Source organism: Levilactobacillus koreensis JCM 16448, from assembly GCF_001435525.1.
GTDB classification, from domain to species: Bacteria; Bacillota; Bacilli; order Lactobacillales; family Lactobacillaceae; genus Levilactobacillus; species Levilactobacillus koreensis.
The window spans coordinates 62,912-81,231 of record NZ_AZDP01000064.1 but is presented as its reverse complement, the minus strand read 5'-3'; the positions used below and the strand labels follow the sequence as shown (position 1 = coordinate 81,231).

General features: G+C 51.5%; 13 protein-coding genes. All 13 read right to left on the bottom strand.

Going from position 1 to position 18,320, the window contains the following annotated elements; all coding sequences use genetic code 11:
- Nucleotides 1–86: 86 nt before the first annotated feature.
- Nucleotides 87–1,109: a Holliday junction branch migration DNA helicase RuvB gene (gene ruvB, locus FC99_RS05555; protein WP_048732094.1), complete on the bottom strand. Its 1,023-nt coding sequence runs from the start codon at nucleotides 1,107–1,109 to the stop codon at nucleotides 87–89.
- Nucleotides 1,110–1,128: 19 nt separating this feature from the next.
- Nucleotides 1,129–1,734 (bottom strand): Holliday junction branch migration protein RuvA, encoded by a 606-nt coding sequence (ruvA, locus tag FC99_RS05550; protein WP_048732095.1) that lies wholly within the window; start codon nucleotides 1,732–1,734, stop codon nucleotides 1,129–1,131.
- 365 nt (nucleotides 1,735–2,099) lie between these two features.
- Nucleotides 2,100–4,121, bottom strand: a complete 2,022-nt coding sequence (gene mutL, locus FC99_RS05545) for a DNA mismatch repair endonuclease MutL (RefSeq protein ID WP_048732097.1) — start codon at nucleotides 4,119–4,121, stop codon at nucleotides 2,100–2,102.
- Between the two features lie 20 nt (nucleotides 4,122–4,141).
- Entirely contained in the window at nucleotides 4,142–6,850 is a 2,709-nt protein-coding gene (mutS, locus tag FC99_RS05540; RefSeq protein ID WP_048732098.1) for a DNA mismatch repair protein MutS, read from the bottom strand.
- A gap of 28 nt (nucleotides 6,851–6,878) precedes the next feature.
- Nucleotides 6,879–7,673 carry a TIGR00282 family metallophosphoesterase gene (locus FC99_RS05535; protein ID WP_048732100.1) on the bottom strand — a complete coding sequence of 265 codons (795 nt, stop codon included), beginning with the start codon at nucleotides 7,671–7,673 and terminating at the stop codon, nucleotides 6,879–6,881.
- A gap of 409 nt (nucleotides 7,674–8,082) precedes the next feature.
- Entirely contained in the window at nucleotides 8,083–9,642 is a 1,560-nt protein-coding gene (gene rny / locus FC99_RS05530; RefSeq protein WP_048732102.1) for a ribonuclease Y, read from the bottom strand.
- 226 nt (nucleotides 9,643–9,868) lie between these two features.
- On the bottom strand, nucleotides 9,869–11,008 hold the full coding sequence (recA, locus tag FC99_RS05525) for a recombinase RecA (RefSeq protein ID WP_048732104.1): 1,140 nt from the start codon (nucleotides 11,006–11,008) through the stop codon (nucleotides 9,869–9,871).
- Between the two features lie 90 nt (nucleotides 11,009–11,098).
- Entirely contained in the window at nucleotides 11,099–12,349 is a 1,251-nt protein-coding gene (locus FC99_RS05520; RefSeq protein ID WP_048732106.1) for a competence/damage-inducible protein A, read from the bottom strand.
- A gap of 631 nt (nucleotides 12,350–12,980) precedes the next feature.
- A complete protein-coding gene (gene pgsA / locus FC99_RS05515) occupies nucleotides 12,981–13,568 on the bottom strand; it encodes a CDP-diacylglycerol--glycerol-3-phosphate 3-phosphatidyltransferase (RefSeq protein ID WP_048732107.1) in 588 nt (195 codons plus the stop codon).
- Between the two features lie 72 nt (nucleotides 13,569–13,640).
- Nucleotides 13,641–14,579 (bottom strand): helix-turn-helix domain-containing protein, encoded by a 939-nt coding sequence (locus tag FC99_RS05510; protein ID WP_048732108.1) that lies wholly within the window; start codon nucleotides 14,577–14,579, stop codon nucleotides 13,641–13,643.
- 116 nt (nucleotides 14,580–14,695) lie between these two features.
- Nucleotides 14,696–15,982 (bottom strand): EF-P 5-aminopentanol modification-associated protein YfmH, encoded by a 1,287-nt coding sequence (gene yfmH, locus FC99_RS05505; protein WP_048736238.1) that lies wholly within the window; start codon nucleotides 15,980–15,982, stop codon nucleotides 14,696–14,698.
- The gene (gene yfmF / locus FC99_RS05500; RefSeq protein ID WP_048732110.1) at nucleotides 15,975–17,255 is read right to left on the bottom strand and encodes an EF-P 5-aminopentanol modification-associated protein YfmF; all 1,281 of its coding nucleotides are present in this window, start codon (nucleotides 17,253–17,255) and stop codon (nucleotides 15,975–15,977) included. The genes yfmH and yfmF overlap by 8 nt, the downstream gene beginning before the upstream one ends.
- A 204-nt stretch (nucleotides 17,256–17,459) precedes the next feature.
- Nucleotides 17,460–18,308, bottom strand: a complete 849-nt coding sequence (locus FC99_RS05495) for an amino acid ABC transporter substrate-binding protein (protein WP_048732112.1) — start codon at nucleotides 18,306–18,308, stop codon at nucleotides 17,460–17,462.
- Nucleotides 18,309–18,320: the final 12 nt, after the last annotated feature.

Sequence of the window (18,320 nt, the reverse complement as noted above, 5' to 3'; positions counted from 1 at the left end):
AGAATCCAAGGAATCCGTCCAATTATTTCTAAAAATTCTTCAGATGTTCGGCATTATCGCTATTTTTTTCAAAAACGATGCGCTCCTTACCCGCGATTATCTTCCGGCAAGGTGCGGCCAAGATGCTTGTACCCGGCGGCAGTGACGACCCGTCCCCGGGCGGTCCGTTTCAAATACCCACGTTGCAACAGATACGGCTCGTACATGGCGGCCACGGTCTCCGTCTCCTCACCCACGTTAGCGGCAAGGGTGTTCAGGCCAACCGGTCCCCCATCGTAATAGTCGATCATGGTTTCTAGCAATTTGATGTCGGTCGAATCCAGTCCGGCCGAATCGACTCGCAACAGGGACAACGCGTGGTCGACGATTTCGACATCGATCATCGAGTGATCTGGTGAGACCTCCGCGAAATCCCGGATTCGTTTCAACAAACGGTTCGCAATCCGGGGTGTCCCGCGTGACCGCAACGCAATCTCGTGCGCCCCTTCCGTCGCAATCGTCGTGTCAAAGATATCCGCAGAACGTAAGACGATTTCCTGGAGGTCATTAGTTTGGTAGTACGCCATGTGCTCGACGATACCGAACCGATCCCGCAGTGGCGACGACAGCAGGCCCGCCCGCGTCGTCGCCCCAATCAGGGTAAACGGCGGTAACGGGAAGTGGACGGGATGGGCGGTTGGTCCCTGCCCGACCACGATGTCAATGTAAAAGTCTTCCATCGCCGAGTACAGCATTTCCTCAACGATCTTTGGTAAGCGGTGAATTTCATCAATAAAGAGAATGTCGCCCGGTTGTAATTCGTTGAGTAACGCGACCAGGTCGCCCGGTTTTTCAATGGCCGGGCCACTGGTCGTCCGGATGTGCACGCCCATTTCATTGGCAATCACCATGGCCAGTGTCGTCTTCCCTAAGCCGGGTGGTCCATACAATAACACATGGTCCAAGGACTCTTCTCGTTGCTTCGCTGCTTGAATATAGACGCGCAGTTCGTGTTTGATGGGCTCTTGACCAATGTACTGAGCCAACGTCTGCGGCCGGAGCGACTTTTCAATTGAATCTTCGTTCTCATCCTCTGGTTCGGGTGAGACGAGGCGGTCATCATCGGCCATTAAAATTCCTCCCTTCGCGTTACTTGGTTAACAGTTTCAATCCGGCGCTCAGATAATCATTCGTAGTCTGACTCGCCGTCTGTTTAAGTTGTGGCAAAATCTTTTTAACGGCGGCTTCCTTATACCCTAACGCATTCAAGGCCGCAATGGCGTCATCCAGCTTCGGATTGTCGCCCGTGCCGCCAGCCACCTCTGGCGTGAAGAGCTCATTGCTGTCGGCTGGTTCCAAGTCGTCCAGCTTACCCTGTAAGTCCAAGACGATTTGTCCAGCGGTCTTCTTCCCCACGCCAGGAAACTTCGTCAAGAAACTGACGTCGTTGGTCTTAATGGCTAACATCAGGCCTTGATGGTCCGGATTGGCTAAAATTGCCAGCGCACTCTTGGGGCCGATCCCGTTAACGTTGATCAATTTTAAAAAGAGTTGTTTTTCTGCGTAGTCTACGAAACCATAGAGTGTCTGTGCAGAGTCACTGACCGCTTGGTAAACGTAGATGGTGATTGGGTCATCATTGACCGCATAACGGTAGGGATTGGCCGTATTGACCAGGTAGCCCACCCCGTTCACGTCAATCACCACGTGGTCCGGGTAAACGGCCGCCACCGTCCCGTGAAGGTATTCGTACATGCCAGTTAATCTCCTTTAAGAAAACATATGTTTGCTCTTCAAATTGTACCACACTAGGCGGTCAAACTGACAGCTGAACTTTAGACAACATGGTGGTTCCTTCGCCTTACCGGCCGCCAAATATAGGCTGGAACGGTGCGGACACAACTTGAAGCCTCGAAAAATCCGAGTCTCCAAGGTTGGTCTTCTGCTAGGCCGGCCAAAAACGCCGACCAAGCAGAACGACGCGCCTGAGCCCATATCTGGCGACCTCTCGACTTACATCGTGGGACGACCTGAGAAACACACATTCTTCGTGGCTTTCGCTCTTTGGTTGGAGACCTCATAGCAGGCAGAATCCCTAGCCGCCGCAATGTGGAAACCAGTTACTCTCCCCAGTCATCCCCACTGTGATGCGGGTCCTGAATCCGTTTGAACAGCTTCTCGAGGTCCTGGTCCGTTAAATGAACCAGTACGGGCCGGCCATGAGGACAGTTGAACGGATTCTCGGCCGTTGCCAACTTCTTCAGTAAGGCCCGTGCCTGTTGGTCGTCCAAGTGATGGTTAGCCTTGATGGCACGCTTACAGCTCATCATGATGGCCGTCTTTTCACGAAAGGCCGCGACGGAAATCTTCCCGTCCTTCAAGACCCAATCGATCATTTCTTTAATCGTATCGGTCTCCTGCCCAGCCTTGAACCAGGTCGGGTGTTCGTGGACGATGAGACTGTTCGGTCCAAACGATTCCAAATGGATGCCGACCGTAGCCAGCGTCTCCAAATGATTCGTGAGCTCCAAAATGTCCGTCGTCGGGTAATCTAAGACGATCGGCACCAACAATTTTTGTTCGTCATCACTGACCTCACCGATGGCCTGCCGGTAGAACTCATAGTTGACCCGTTCCTGCGCGGCGTGTTGGTCGATCAAGTACAACCCGTCATCGGCCTCGGCCAGCAGATACGTCCCGTGGACCTGTCCCAGATACCGTAGCTGTGGAAACCGCTGTGTTGGGATTGGGTGGTTCAGAGACGCCGTAGTGGCTTCTGGTACCGGTTCCTGTTTAACCACAGCCCCACCCAGCGGTGCAGCGACCCGTTCAGCTCGGTATTTAGCGTCAAATGCCTGAGCAGCCGGTTGATTGAAGTCGGCGCGGTCATGAATGACGACTGGCGCGATTGGCACCTCTTCTGGTGTTTGTAACGGTTGTGGTCCCGCGGCCACGGCTGGCTGGGGTGTCGCCGCAGCGGATTCTTCCGGAGCCTGCGTCGGCAGCTGTGGCGTTGCCGTCGAAGTTGCTGGCGACGGTGCTGACGTGGTCGACATGTCGTATTTGGCGGACACGTCATTCAATGCCATGGTCAGTTGATCCGTGGTCGATCGGTCGTGCTTGTTTTGTGGCATTTCGTTAAAGACATCCGGGATCAAATTTTCCTGGGACAACCGCTTGAACACGGTCTCCTGAATCAACTTGGTCAGCTCCGGTTCCTGGCTAATGCGGACTTCCTGCTTGGTTGGGTGAACGTTCACGTCGACCAGCAGTGGGTCCATGGTGATATCCAAGACGGCCACCGGGTAGCGACCGACCATGAGCTTTGACCCATAGCCCGCCACCAGCGCCTTACTGAGCTGAAAGTTGTGGATGTAGCGGCCATTCAGCAGGAGTGAAATATACTGTCGACTGGCACGCGTCAGCTCAGGCAAGCTCACATACCCTTTAACCTGGAAATCCGGATTCTGACCGTTGATGGCCACCATCTTCCGGGCATTCTGAACCCCATAGATGCCGGCAATCACCTGCTGTAAATCCCCGCGACCAGCCGTTCGTGTCAGTTCACGCCCATTATGGACCAGGGAAAAGGCAATATTAGGATAGCTCAGCGCCAAGCGATTCACGATATCCGTAATTCGTGCCAGCTCCGTTGCCGGTGACTTCAAGTACTTCAACCGGGCCGGCACGTTGCCAAAGAGATCCTTGACCGTCACGGTCGTCCCCTTGCGTGCCTCGGCTGCGGTATGCTCCTTGATGATACCGCCGACGTTGTGAATCAACGTGCCCACACCGCCCGTGGATGTTGTGAGCGTGACGTCAGCGACGGACGCGATACTGGGTAGCGCTTCACCCCGGAACCCGAGTGATTTGATGCGAAAGAGGTCTCGCCGGTCGGTAATCTTACTGGTTGCGTGTCGTTTGAACGCCATCTCGGTGTCCTCATCAGCAATACCATCCCCGTCATCGACCACGCTAATGCGTTGGAGACCGGCCTCTTCGACTGTGATGTCGATCTGGGTGCTGTGCGCGTCGACCGCGTTTTCAACCAGTTCTTTGACGACGGAAGCGGGTCGTTCAACCACTTCACCCGCCGCAATTTGGTCGGCTAATACCGACGCTAGTTCATGGATTTTAGCCATAACGCCCCTTCCTTTCTACACTATTTCGACAATTTTTGCTGCCATTGATAAACCTGATTCATAATGGCCATCGGCGTCATCCCCATCAAGTTGAGGTCCTTTAGCTGGGCCAAAACTTTTGCCTGCGCTGGGTTTAATTCGGGTTCGTCCGTAAACAGCGACAACTGTTGATCCGTCTCTGCCGCCGACGTTTCCGTCGCTACCGGTTGTTCAGCCACCGGTGTCGACTCACTCGCCGCCGATTCAGGCTTAGCGGCCACTGAGGTTGGCTCCGCGACTGGTTTAGCCGCTGCCGGTGACCCCTCGACGGGTGCTGTCGACGTGACCGCCGCCACAGCTGGCTTTTCCTTTGCTTCCTGTTCTAGGCCACGTAAAATGACATCGGCCCGTTGCAGGAGACTATCGGGCATCCCGGCTAATTTAGCCACGTGAATCCCGTACGATTTATCGGCAGGACCCGGTTGCATCTGATGCAAGAAGACTAGGTCGCCGTCCCGCTCAACCGCGCCAACATGGACGTTACGGAGTTGCTTGAGGGAAGTCTCCAGCGCGGTCAATTCATGATAGTGGGTGGAGAACAGTGTCTTGGCGTGGACTCGGTTATGGACGTACTCGATGATGGCTTGAGCCAACGCCATCCCATCATAGGTCGCGGTTCCCCGCCCGATTTCATCAAATAAAATCAGACTGTTGGCCGTGGCTTGACTCAGGGCATGGTTGGCCTCCTGCATTTCGACCATGAAGGTACTCTGACCAGAGATTAAGTCATCGGCAGCGCCAATTCGCGTAAAGATTTGGTCGAAGATCGGCATTTCAGCGGACTCGGCCGGCACGAAACAGCCCATCTGCGCCATGATGACCGTCAGTGCGAGTTGCCGCATGTAGGTACTCTTCCCGGACATGTTGGGCCCGGTAATCAATAGGATATTGGTCTGATCATCCATCGTAACATCGTTAGGGACGTAGGATTGACGACCCAAAACCTTCTCAACGACTGGATGACGGCCCTGTTTGATTTTTAATTGGTGACCCTTAACCAGCGTGGGCTTGACGAAGTGGTAGTCTTCACTGACCACAGCAAAGCTCTGTAAGACGTCGAGACTGGCAATCGTCGCCGCCAACTTCTGGAGTCGGGTAATGGCCTTTTTGACCTGTTCACGTAGGTCGACAAACAGTTGATACTCCAAGGCAACCGATTTTTCTTCGGCTTCCAAGATCAACTGTTCCTTTTCCTTCAGTTCGGGCGTTGAGAAACGTTCCGCATTGGCTAACGTCTGTTTCCGCTCGTACCGGTCGGCCGGTAACTTGTCGAGATTGACCTTCGTCACCTCGATGTAGTAACCAAAGACGTGGTTGTAGCCGATCTTCAAGTTGTTAATGCCGGTGACTTCGCGTTCGTGGGCTTCCATTTCCGCCAACCAGGTCTTCCCGTTACGCATGGCGTCGCGATACTCATCTAGTTGCGCGTTGAACCCGTCGCGAATGACACCACCATCCGCAACGGACAGCGGCGGTTCAGGAACGATGGCGGCACGAATCGCATCGGCCACGTCACTCACAGGATCCAGGTTGGTGAGCATGCTATCAAAGACGGCATCCCCCAATTCCTCAATCGTATGTTGAATCTGGGGCACCTGTTCCAACGACGTTTGGAGTTGAATCAGGTCCCGCCCGTTGACACTCCCAAACGCCACGCGACCAGCGAGTCGTTCCAGGTCATAGACCTTAACGAGCTCAGCCTGCAAGCTGTTACGTTCAAAGTAGTGGTCGAGTAACGTGCCCACCTTAGCTTGGCGGTCTTCGATCTGTTGGCGATTGATCAGCGGCCGGTCGAGCCATTGCTTAAGTAACCGGCCCCCCATCGCAGTCTTCGTCTCATCCAGCAGCCACAGTAGGGTGCCGGACTTCTTCTTGGTCCGCAAGTTCTGTGTGATTTCCAAGTTGGTCTGCGACGAATGGTCCATCTTCAAGAACGCCGTGGGTTGGTAGGCTACGGCTCGCTGCAAATGCGCCAGACTGCGCTTCTGCGTCACCGTCACGTAGGTCACCAGCAGTCCAACGACCTGCTTCAACGGGGCCGTGGTCAGGTCTTGTTCCACATAACTCAGTTCCGAACTGGTCTGAATTTCAAGTTGCTTTGAGATCATGACGCTCAGTTGTTTCATCGTCGCCTGGAGGTCCTCGGCAACGCTATCGTCAATGACGATTTCCTTGGTCTGAAGACTCATGAGCTCGTTGAGGACGGCTTCTTGACCGTTAATTTCGGCGGCCTTGAGTTCTCCGGTCGACAGGTCGGTGTACGCAAACCCGTATTGGTCTGGTGCCACCATCGTCAGCGCGGTCAAGTAGTTGTTGCGTTTAGCCCCCGCAGCGCCGGTATCGGTCTGAGTTCCGGGCGTGACCAACTGAATGACCTCTCGCTTAACCATTCCTTTGGCCAGCTTGGGGTCCTCCATCTGCTCACAGATAGCGACCTTATAACCTTGGTCGACCAGAATATCAATGTAGCTTTGCACAGCCTTATGGGGCACCCCACACATTGGGATGGGATTTTTCGCGCTGTGACTACGCGTCGTCAGTGTGAGCTCCAACAGCTGGGACCCCTTGACGGCATCTTCATTAAACATTTCATAGAAGTCACCGAGCCGATAGAACAAAAAGGCATCGGGGTACTGATCCTTAATCTTTTGGTACTGCACCATCATGGGCGTTGTGTTCGTTTTCGTCATGAAAAATGGTTCATCCTTCCGTTAGAACTTAGCTTTGATACGGGTGTTGTGGGCTGATCAAGATTGGCTTGATAGTCGTCGCGTGCCCCGTCTTATCGTTGAGATCAATCACGGCTCCGGATAACAATCCGGGTCCGACTTCTTGGACCGTGTAGCGGGTTGGTCGCTGGTTCTCAAAGCGTTCGATGACACTATCCGCCTTCATTCCCAAGACGCTGTCGGCCGGACCGGTCATCCCGGCTTCGGTCATAAAGGCCGTGCCGCCTTGCAAGACTTGGGCATCGCTGGTCTGAACGTGGGTGTGGGTGCCGACGACCGCGGAGAGTTGACCATCGTAACGCATGGCAAAGGCCCGCTTTTCACTGGTCGTCTCGGCGTGGAAGTCGACGAAGACAAAGTCCGTGTCCAGTTCAGGCAACAGGGCCTGCATCTTCGCAAAGGGATCATCCATGGGATTCATGAAGACCCGTCCCTGCATGTTGACGACAGCCAAGGTCTGTTGGTTCACCTTTACCTTCGTCCACCCCTGACCGGGAGTATCCCCGGGAAAGTTAGCGGGCCGCACCAGGCGATTGGCACCACCGATGAAATCATACAGTTCGGCGTTATCCCACGTATGGTTGCCCATCGTGACAACGTCAGCGCCGTCCTTTAAGATCTGCTTGTAAATGCTTTGGCTGATCCCGCGGCCAACGGGGGTTGAATTTTCCCCGTTAACAATGGTCACTTGGGGTTTAAGGTCTCGTTTTAACTGTGGCAAGTACTCATGAATCATGGCGACACCAATATTTCCAACAACGTCACCAACAAACAAAATTCGCATCTTCGTTCCCCTATCTAGACCCCACTGGGCCCATCTGGCTGTTAACCAGGTCTCTGTGATGACGAATCATCCGCCATCACTTTTTTAATTTGAAATGAGCTTGGGAGTTCGGGACAAAAGTCTCAGACCCGTTTTGCGTTCCGAACGTCTATGGTCGAAATGGGTGACAAAAGGCAGTCAATGCCGCTTAACCCCGCTAGACAAACAATCCAGAACCGAAATTCTTCGTCCAGCGACATTAAAACTCATTGATCAACCGCCTTCTGTCCCACTCTCAAGCGGCAATAACCTATATTTTACCATGAATTCTTAGCTTTCGGCTCACGAGGTGTTCAATCACTGCAAAACACGAAAATAAGCTGGATTGACGTAAAAAAGCTAGGACCAAGATTGGCCTAGCTTCTCTGACTTATTTCGCATATTCAACTGACCGGACTTCCCGGATAACGGAAACCTTGACGTGGCCTGGGTAATCCAGGTCCTCTTCAATTTGTTTCTTAATGTCTCGTGCCAAGACAACGGCATCCGTGTCGGAAATCTTCTCGGGCCGCACGATGACTCTCACTTCACGTCCCGCTTGGATGGCAAAACTATGGTCAACACCATCAAAGGCATTGGCAATCGTCTCCAACTTGTCCAAACGATGGATGTAACTTTCGAGAGAATCGGAGCGTGCGCCTGGTCGGGTGGCTGAAATCATATCAGCGGTACCAACCAGTTCCGCAATAACGGATTGCGGTGCCGTTTGATCTGCCTGAGCGGCAATGGCATTTACCACAACGGAACTTTCCCGGTATTTCTTGGCCAGTTCGGTTCCGGTTGTAATGTAAGAATTGTCATCTTCATGCTCTGCAGCGCGGCCAATATCATGTAATAATCCTGCACGCTTTGCTAACGTAACATCCTCACCTAGTTCAGCCGCTAAGACCCCAGTGATCTTGGCAACCTCAATTGAATGGGCCAACGCGTTTTGCCCATGGGAAATTCGGAAGTTTAAGCGACCAACGAGCTTAACCAATTCGGGATGCATCGAGTGAATCCCGAGATCAAAGGTTGCTTGCTCGCCAAGCTCCCGGACGTGTTCGTCCAGTTCTTTTTTGGCCTTTGCTACCATTTCTTCAATCCGTGCCGGATGAATCCGACCGTCTTGAATCAATTTCTCCAAGGCAATTTTGGCGACTTCACGCCGTAGTGGGTCGAAGCCACTCAAAACGACGGCTTCAGGCGTATCATCGATGATCAGGTCAATCCCGGTCAACGTCTCCAACGTCCGAATATTCCGCCCTTCACGACCAATAATTCGGCCTTTCATGTCGTCGTTAGGCAACGTCACAACGGAAATTGTTGTTTCGGTCACCATGTCGGCAGCACTTCTTTGAATAGCAGACACAATCAAGTCCTTGGCATTTGCCTGGGCCGTCTTGCGTGCCGTCTCTTCGCTTTCCTTAATCATTTTAGCCCGTTCACCCGCCAGAGCTTTCTTAGCCTCTGAAATAATCAGGTCACGTGCATCTTCCTGGGATAAGGCAGCGACTTCTTCGACCGCTGCCTGGCGTTTTTCAATCAGTGAGTCTGCTTGCTGTTGCTTCTTAGCTAAATTCTGTTCTTCACCGCTAAGCTTTTTATCGCGTCGGTTCAACGAGTTCTCCCGCTTTTCCAGAGAGTTATCTTTCCGGTCTAACGTTTCTTCTCGTTGAATCAACCGGTCTTCTTGCTTCTGAACTTCGGCACGACGTTCTTTCAGCTCTTGTTCGACCTCTGCACGATACTTATGACTGTCCTCTTTGGCTTCAAGTAAAGCCTCTTTGGTAGCAGTCTCAGCTTGCTTTTTGGCTTCCGTCAAGACACCTTCAGCAGTGTACTTGGCAGCATCTAGCTTGCGTTCATGGACAGATTTGCGAAAATAATACCCGCCCACAACACCAACAACGATAGCGATGATTGCGAGGATTATAATTGGAACACTCATGATTCCACCTCCGCATCATCAAAAATGACTAATTTAAAATCAGACTTTTTTTAGATGGTGATTATGATAACTGACACAAGTTCAATTTTAATGGTTGCCATGAACGCTGTCAACTAAACTCACTGGAATCTCGGCCGGTTGGCCCGAAAACATTTACGGCAACTAAAAAAACGCTGTGGTTCCCCGACTCTCGGTCGAAGAAGAAACAACGTTTTACAGGAACAACTTATTTATTTTCTGGTTTTTTGGTCGTATCTGGGGTCAAGTTCATCTGAGTGGCCGTCTCTTTTGGCTTTGCCTTAGATTTGGCATCCTTCTCAGTGGTCTTATCTTTACCCTTGGCGTCAGCCTTAGCCTTCTTAGGGGCATCGTCCTCATCGGCAACACCGTAAGCGGCCCGGACCCGTTGGTTCACTTCAGCCATCATATCAGCGTGGTCAGCCAAGTATTGTTTGGCATTCTCACGACCTTGGCCGATCCGGTCTTCGCCATAAGAGTACCAAGAACCGCTCTTATCAACGATGTCCTTTTCAACGGCCATGTCGATCAGCTCACCGGTTTGTGAAATTCCACGACCATACATGATATCGACTTCGGCACGCTTAAATGGCGGCGCTACCTTGTTCTTAACAACCTTGATCCGTGTCCGGTTCCCAATCACGTTGGTTCCGTCCTTGATCTGTTCCGCACGCCGCACTTCCAAACGAACTGTAGCGTAGAACTTTAAGGCCCGACCACCAGGCGTGGTTTCAGGATTACCAAACATAACCCCAACCTTTTCACGAATTTGGTTAATAAACAGCGCAATCGTCTTGGTCTTGTTGATCGTCCCGGAAAGTTTCCGTAAGGCTTGTGACATCATCCGAGCTTGGAGGCCCACATGAGCATCACCCATTTCACCCTCGATTTCGGCACGCGGTACCAAGGCGGCAACGGAGTCAACGACCACGATGTCAACGGCACCACTGGAAATCAAGGCGTCAGCAATTTGCAACCCCTGTTCACCGGTATCCGGTTGTGAGAGTAGCAGATCATCGATATTAACTCCTAAGGCCGTTGCGTAAGCTGGGTCCAAGGCGTTTTCAGCATCGATATAAGCCGCGGTCCCACCCCGCTTTTGCACTTCGGCAACAGCGTGTAAGGCTACGGTCGTTTTCCCTGAAGATTCTGGACCGTAGATTTCTACGATTCGTCCTCGGGGATAACCGCCGACTCCTAACGCTACGTCAAGAGCTAACGAGCCAGATGGTACGACGCTTACTTGCATTTTGGTATTGTCGCCCATCCGCATGATGGACCCCTTACCAAAGTCTTTTTCAATTTTCTTCAGCGCTTTATCTAACGCCGCTTGTCGTTCGTCAGCCATCCAAATCCTCCTTTGAAACATCAATATTCAAGTAACACTATACCGGCTTATGTTCGAAAATGCAAGCAAAAGAAGAACAAAAGTTCCCCTTTATTTTTTATCTCGCAAAATCCGGCGAATCCAGTCTAATCCGGTCATGACCGTTCTTTCACGAATCTTAGCCCGGGTGCCGGCCAACCGAATCAACTGAGCCCGTGGAGCTTGTCCTCGCTGAGCTAAGCCGACCCACACGGTCCCCGCGGGTTGGCCCTCCAACGCATCCGGACCGGCGACACCGGTAAAGCTCAATCCAAAATCGGTGTCCAATTTTTGGCGGGAACGTTCCGCCATTTCCTTGGCCGTAGCTTCACTCACGACCCCTTGTTCGGCGATCGTTTTTTCAGGCACACCCAGTAACGCATGCTTTGCTTCGTTGGCGTACGTCACAAAACCACCGGGGAAGATAGCTGAGACTCCAGGAACATCGCCTAACGTACTCTGGAATTCACCAGCCGTTAAACTTTCGGCCGCCGTAATGGTTAAGTGGCGGGCAATCAGCTCGTTCACGACCACTTGGGCTAACGTATTGTCATCGCCGTAGCCGTAAAGGTAGTCGCCCACTCGGTCTTTGATCGTCGCAATCATGTCGTCCAACAAGCGTTCGCCAGCCGCCTCATTTTCAGCGCTAGCCGTTAACCGCAGTGTAACCTCGGTTTCCTTGGCATATGGGGCAATCGTTGGGTTCGTCTGGTTGGCAATCAAGTCGCCCAGTTCCGTCACCAGCTGCGATTCGCCAATACCGAAGAACCGTAGTACCCGTGATACCAAATATTCTTGGCGTTGATAAGCCTGCTTTAATCGCGGTAAAGCTTCCTTCAGAAACATTGGCTCCAATTCACTTGGCGGCCCAGGCAGCAACATCATATCTGCCCCATTAGGAGACTGATAGAAGGCACCCACAGCCATTCCCGTTGTATTCTTAAGGGATTGACTACCAGCTGGATAAAGCGCCTGTAAACGATTATTAGGCGTCAATTTTCGACCGGTTACAGCAAAGTGATGTTGAATCTTTGCCATAGCAACCTCGTCTTCAACCAACTTGACCCCTAGTAATTGGGCAACGGTCTGTTTGGTCAGATCATCCTTGGTTGGCCCTAAGCCCCCGCTAATGATAACCAAGTCACTCCGCGACCGCGCCCGTTCCAGCACCGCCGTTAACCGATCGGCATTGTCGCCCACTAACGAATGATAATAAACTTCGATTCCGGCTTCGGCTAGCTCGCGCGCAATAAACGCCGAGTTGGTATCCACCACTTGTCCCAATAAAATTTCCGTTCCAACGGCAATGATCTCCGCTTGCATTGGTGACCCCTCCTACGGTTACATAGTTATCTCCGCAAAAACTCTACGAATATTTTTTATTTAGCAAAACTTTTTTGAAATTAATTTGATTAAAACTTGGCAACCTAGTGTTCACCTCGCCTTACCGGCCGCCAGATATGGGCTGGAACGGTGCGAACACAACTTGAAGCCTCGAAAAACACGAGTCTCCAAGCTTGGTTTTCTGCTAAGCTGGCCAGAAACGCCAACTAAGCAGAACGACGCGCCTGAGCCCATATCTGCCGACCTCTCGGCTTACACTCGTGCTCTATGACAACTTTGAAAAAAACTAATATATGTTGGCTATAACTGCAAAAAATTTACAATCCCTGACATCTATCGTTGGCACGCTCAATCTAAGCCGGAGGAGGCCAGGGATGTAGCCAGCCGTGAAAATGGTGTTAACTGGCGGTTCATCAGCCAGTTTACAGCATGGGCGACTTTGAAGACACACGATTTGGGTGTGGCTTCAAATCGAGCGAGAAGCCCGCCTCTCAGGCTGAAGCGTCCCCACAGCAGGCGGAATCCCTGGCAGCCGCAGTGCGAACAGTTTGACATCTTCCCTCTAACGACAGATAACCTTCGTTAGTCAACGAAGGTTATCATAACATGTTTATTCTGCTGAGGACTCTGCGAAGACTTCGCGATTCTTCACGAAGTAGTCGATCCCGGAGTAAATGGTGAAGAAGAGGCAGATGTAGAAGAAGATCAACGCCATTGGAATGTGAATCGCGCCAAAGCCGATGTTATTCAACAACAAGAGGATGATCCCAACCATCTGCGTGGTCGTCTTGATTTTCCCTGGCCAAGCGGCGGCGAGAACCTTGCCACCAGTCTCAACCACGATCAACCGCAGTCCGGTCACCGCCAACTCCCGGCAAACGATGATGGCTACACCCCAAGCTGGGACGGCCCCCATGTTGACCAACAGAATGAAGGCCGTCATGACGATCATTTTATCCGCCAAAGGATCAGCAAACTTGCCAAAATTTGTGACTAAGTGTTGCCGCCGAGCAATCTGACCGTCCAAAAAATCCGTAATGGAAGCTGCCGCAAAAATCAGTGCACCCCAGATTTGCGTCACAGGAATCGCCGTTCCTAACCAGGTCACCGTTCCCCAGTCCAAGGGTAGGACCAGTAATAACAGAAAGACCGGGATCAAAATGATTCGAATAATAGTTAACCGATTCGGCAAGTTCACAAAAAATTCCTCCTTAAATTCCCACTTCACACAAAAAGCGCGCCAGTCGCCACGGACCGACCCGCTCTTTGACTATTTGAATTCCAAAATAACACTTTGTACTTGAGACGTGGTGGCCGTCGTACTACTTGAACTCGTAGTCGTCGTATCACTCGAACTCGAGCTAGAAGCGTTACTAGTGGCCGTGGTTGACGTAAAGTCAAAGCTCTTCCCATCGACCTTCACCTTAGTTGCCGGTGCGTTCCCAAACTTAAAGGTCACACTCGTCGCAGAACTAGGTAACGTCAAGGAATGCGTAGTTGAGCTGGACAGAGTCCCTTGCCAAACCGTGGACCCATTGGCCGTTACAGAGAGCCAAGCGCTCCCGGTTGCGGACAAGCTGATTTTTGGCTTAGAAGCGGCATTCTTCATTTCCCAAGTTGACCCAGAAGTCGTGGTGCTCAACTGTTTGAAGCTAGCCGTCTTCTTGGATGAAGATTTCTTAGAAGAAGACTTCTTGCTCGAACTGCTAGACTTCACACTACTACTGCTACTGCCAGAAACACTCACAGAACTGCTATCAACGTTATTCTTAGTCGACGTGCCGCCATTACGAGAAGCGGCCACCCAGATCCCAATCAACACGACCAGCACGACCACAACGATCCCGACAATAGGAATCGTCCGCCGTAACTTCACGTAGCGTTCATCGACCTGCCGTTGTTGCGAACGGGTCTCGGGATTGTTTTCGTTGACTTTATCAACGTACTCTTGCGTTTGGGTACTTGGTAAAGCACTGTCAAACTGCTTTAACAGTTCTGCACCATCCAAGTCAACCATGTCCGCATATTGTTTGATGAAGGCCCGGACGTAAAAATCCCCGGGGAGTTCGTCAAAGTTTTGGTCTTCGATTGCAATGAGATAGCGTTTCTGAATTTTCGTCGCCTGTTGCAGGTCGTCTAGGGTAAAGCCCTTGGCGATCCGCGCATCCTTTAGCGTCTTTCCCAATGTAATTTTACTGTTATCACTCATGATTAAATTCTCCACCTGTTCAAAATTTCTCTATCATGCAAAGTATAGCATAGGCGCCGCCGCATTTTTAGCAACTGCTCCCAGATTTCAGGATTTAACGGTTTCTTAACCTCCAGTTAGGGCAAAATCGTGTAGGTCGTACGCTGACTGTTGGTTAAGAAAGTTTGGGTAACATCTATGAGGTCCGTGAACTGCATGCGTTCGAGCGTTGCTAGCTCATCAAAAATAGTTGCCCCCGCGAATAACGGCCCGTCGTACTGGTTGGCAATCGCTTCAACCGAATTAATGGCCCCGATGATGCGACCAATGGCTTCCCGCTTGACCAGTTCAAATTGGCTTTCTGCCGCCGCCAACTGAGCCGGTGCATCATCTAAGATCGCCGTCAACTCACTAATGAAGGTCTCCGGATCATCCGTATCACCGGCCAATTGGGCAAACTGGGCCCCTCGTTGGACCTGGAAATCATAGCCAAAACTGTCATCGATCACGTTGGCATCATATAATCGCAAATAATTATCACTGGTATCGTTAAATAACAGATCAAATAGTAATGACAATGCCACACTGTAAGCTAATCCCGCTCGGCCACTTGGGACCTGATTGAAGCCCCGGATACCAATGCTGACCTTAGGCCGCGTCACGGCTAAATGACGGGTCACGGCCGGCACAATATCCGCTGGTGTCGCTTGGGGACTCGGAATTCGTTTGATCGGTTCAGCGGGGCCAAAGTCTTTACCAGCTTGATTGGTCGTCACCCAGTCCAAGGTTTCCTCTGGGTCAAGTTGGCCCACGACCACCAAACTCATGTTGCTGGGATGGTAGAACGTGTTATAGGCCGCGTACAGATCATCGGCCGTAATCTTGTCAATGGAGTCCACGGTCCCTGCAATATCAATGTGCAACGGCTCTTTGGGATATAACTGACCAATCATTCCAAAGTAGCTCTGCCAGCCCGGATCATCATCGTACATCTGAATTTCCTGGCCGATAATCCCCTTTTCCTTGTTCACCGTTGCCGCCGTAAAGTATGGCTGCTGAACAAAATCCAAGAGAATATCCAAGTTTTCCTTTAAGTGACTAGTCGTCGAGAACAAGTAACTGGTCTGCGTAAAACTCGTAAACGCATTGGCGCTGGCACCATACTGACCAAAGAGGTCAAAGGCGTCATGATCCTTCTTTTCAAATAACTTATGTTCCAAAAAATGAGCAATTCCGTCCGGAAAACGCACGGGTTCAGTCTGCCCACGGGGAACAAATTCGTTGTCGGTCGACCCGTAGTCGGTCGTCATAATCGCAAATGTCTTATGAAAACCAGCCTTAGGCATCAAAATTACTTTTAACCCATTAGCTAATGTGGTTTGGTAAATGGTCTCGTCCAACCGGTCGTACACTTGTTTATTCAGCATGCTGGGCACCTCCATGTAAGCAGTAAGTCGCCTGTAACGTTACCTTTTGCGCAACGCGTTGGACGTCAGCGATCGTCACGGCCGCCAAGCGTTCCTGCCATTTCTTTAAGGGTTCATTTAATTGTGTAAGTTGTGAGTTCAAGAGACCGGTCAACCGACGTTGCGGGCTATCTAGCCCAGCCAGGCGGGCATTTAATAGGCTCGCCTTTACCTCGGCCAATAGGTCCGGCGTCAGTTCGCCGCGCTGTAAGGCCTGTAATTGCTCGCCAATAATGGCCACAACGCGATCCTGATTTTCGGCTTGAATCCCGGCTTGCACGGACAGGGTCCCGGTAAATGGGCTGTAGCCACTACTTGCATAGTAGGCCAGACTCGCCTTTTCCCGGACGTTCGTGAAGAGCAAGGACAATGGTGAACCCCCGAAGGCCGCATTAAAGACCACGGCAGGCAGAAAGTCCGCATCATCCCGATAAACCGGTAATTGATACCCTAAATTCAGCTTGGCCTGGACAACGGGGGCAACATCGTCCCCATTTTGGACGTGGTCGCGCTTCTCCCACCGATAATATGGCGACTGGTCAGCCACCGTTCGGTCGGTCAACGGCCAGTCAGCTAATGCGGTCTGAACCCGTTCAGGCGTCACGTCACCGATAACGGCCACGTGGACCGCATCGTTTGCCAACATGTCATGGTACGTCTGCAAAACGGCCGTGGCTGACAACTCACCGAGCGTAGTGATATCACCCAATGCGCTCATGGCTTGAGCTGGCTGACCGGTGAATAAGAGTTCTTGTAAACGCCGGTTAGCGAGGTACTGTTTATCATCGTCCAGCGATTTAATCGCCGTCAATAAGTTCTGCCGTTGCTGGGTAAAGGTTGCCGGATCAAAGTTGCCCTGTGGTAATAAGGGGTTAAACAAGACCTCCCGTAAGAGAGCCATCCCCTGTTCAAACAATGGCGTCTTATCCGCAAATTGGTCCAAATACTGTTCATCAACTACAGATACCGTTAAGCGAATCACATGCTTAGTCCCTAACTTAATGACACTAATACCAAAGCTAGCTCCATAGAGTCGCGACAGCTGCCTAGCCAGTGCCGTCTGGGTAGGATAAGCTGCTGTACTGGTCTCTAAAACTTGTGCCAGTAGTGCCCGCGCCGTAATCGCTGTTGCTTGCAGAGGCGCTACAAAGTCCACCTTGATACCAATAGTCTTGAATTGTTTAGTGGGTAACAAGTCTAACGTTACCCCGTCTCGAATGCGAAAATGCACGCGCTATTGCCTCCTTCAGCAAAAACCTAATCGGTGTTTAATTCTAAGGGAACCCCGCCCTAAATACAAGCGGCGACCACAAAAAAATCACGGTTAGACCGGTCACCATGACGCGGCCTAACTGTGATTATCGGAGGTTACTTAGAATTTGTATACTGCTATATTTCACTTGCCCCGGTAAGACGAATGACCCCACCACGTTGTCTACTTAGAATTCAACAGTGGGGTATCGACTTTCTTACCGAACCATTTCTCGTTGATTTTTTCCAGCGTACCATTTTCGGCTAACCGCTTGAGGCCCGCGTTGATCTTGCGCCGCATCGTGACATCCCCCTTGCGCAGACCCACGGCGAACTTTTCCTTAGGGAAGTTTCCCACCGTGACCCGATAATCTTCGGGGTGCGCTTGGTGTTTGATATAGTAATTAGCGTAGGTACTGTCGATCAGTAGCCCCTTGATTCGACCAACATTCAGGTCGATAAAGGCATTAGTGAAGGAGTCATACGTAACGGCCTCATGGTTCTTGATGCGGTCCTTCAACAACTTAGGGTGTGCGTCGATATCCTGCGCACCAGATGAGCCGGTCTGCGCGCCCAGGACCTTGCCCTGCATGTCCGCAAACGATTTAATCTTGCTCTTCTTCAAGGTAACTAAGACCTGGTCGTTATTGAGGTAGGTGTCGGAAAATGCCACTTGCTTCGCCCGTTGTGGGGTGATTGAGAACCCGTTCCAGATGAGGTCGATCGTGCCATTGTGAAGTTCCGTGACGTTCAGCGACCAATCGATCGTTTGAAAGTCGACCTTGATACCGTAGAGCTTAAACACGGCGCGGGCAAGGTCAATGTCATAACCGACCAATTTACCACTCTTTTGCCGAAAACCCATCGGTACAAAACTATCATCGAGGCCCACAACGACCTTCTTTTTCTTCTTGATCTGTGACCATTTATCCGTATCGTTGGCCCGCTGCGTGACGGTCGTACACCCTGCCAGCACACCACTGAGGCCAATCATCACGGCAATTAGTGTCCAAATACGTCCTAATTTTCTCATCCGTGTTGCCTC

Bases quoted from the DNA above. Each gene is read 5' to 3' on its own strand.
- FC99_RS05495 (WP_048732112.1), bottom strand. From the start codon at position 18,308: ATGAGAAAATTAGGACGTATTTGGACACTAATTGCCGTGATGATTGGC.
- rny (WP_048732102.1), bottom strand. From the start codon at position 9,642: ATGAGTGTTCCAATTATAATCCTCGCAATCATCGCTATCGTTGTTGGT.
- ruvA (WP_048732095.1), bottom strand. From the start codon at position 1,734: ATGTACGAATACCTTCACGGGACGGTGGCGGCCGTTTACCCGGACCAC.
- mutS (WP_048732098.1), bottom strand. From the start codon at position 6,850: ATGACGAAAACGAACACAACGCCCATGATGGTGCAGTACCAAAAGATT.
- ruvB (WP_048732094.1), bottom strand. From the start codon at position 1,109: ATGGCCGATGATGACCGCCTCGTCTCACCCGAACCAGAGGATGAGAAC.
- recA (WP_048732104.1), bottom strand. From the start codon at position 11,008: ATGGCTGACGAACGACAAGCGGCGTTAGATAAAGCGCTGAAGAAAATT.
- FC99_RS05520 (WP_048732106.1), bottom strand. From the start codon at position 12,349: ATGCAAGCGGAGATCATTGCCGTTGGAACGGAAATTTTATTGGGACAA.
- FC99_RS05535 (WP_048732100.1), bottom strand. From the start codon at position 7,673: ATGCGAATTTTGTTTGTTGGTGACGTTGTTGGAAATATTGGTGTCGCC.
- mutL (WP_048732097.1), bottom strand. From the start codon at position 4,121: ATGGCTAAAATCCATGAACTAGCGTCGGTATTAGCCGACCAAATTGCG.
- FC99_RS05510 (WP_048732108.1), bottom strand. From the start codon at position 14,579: ATGAGTGATAACAGTAAAATTACATTGGGAAAGACGCTAAAGGATGCG.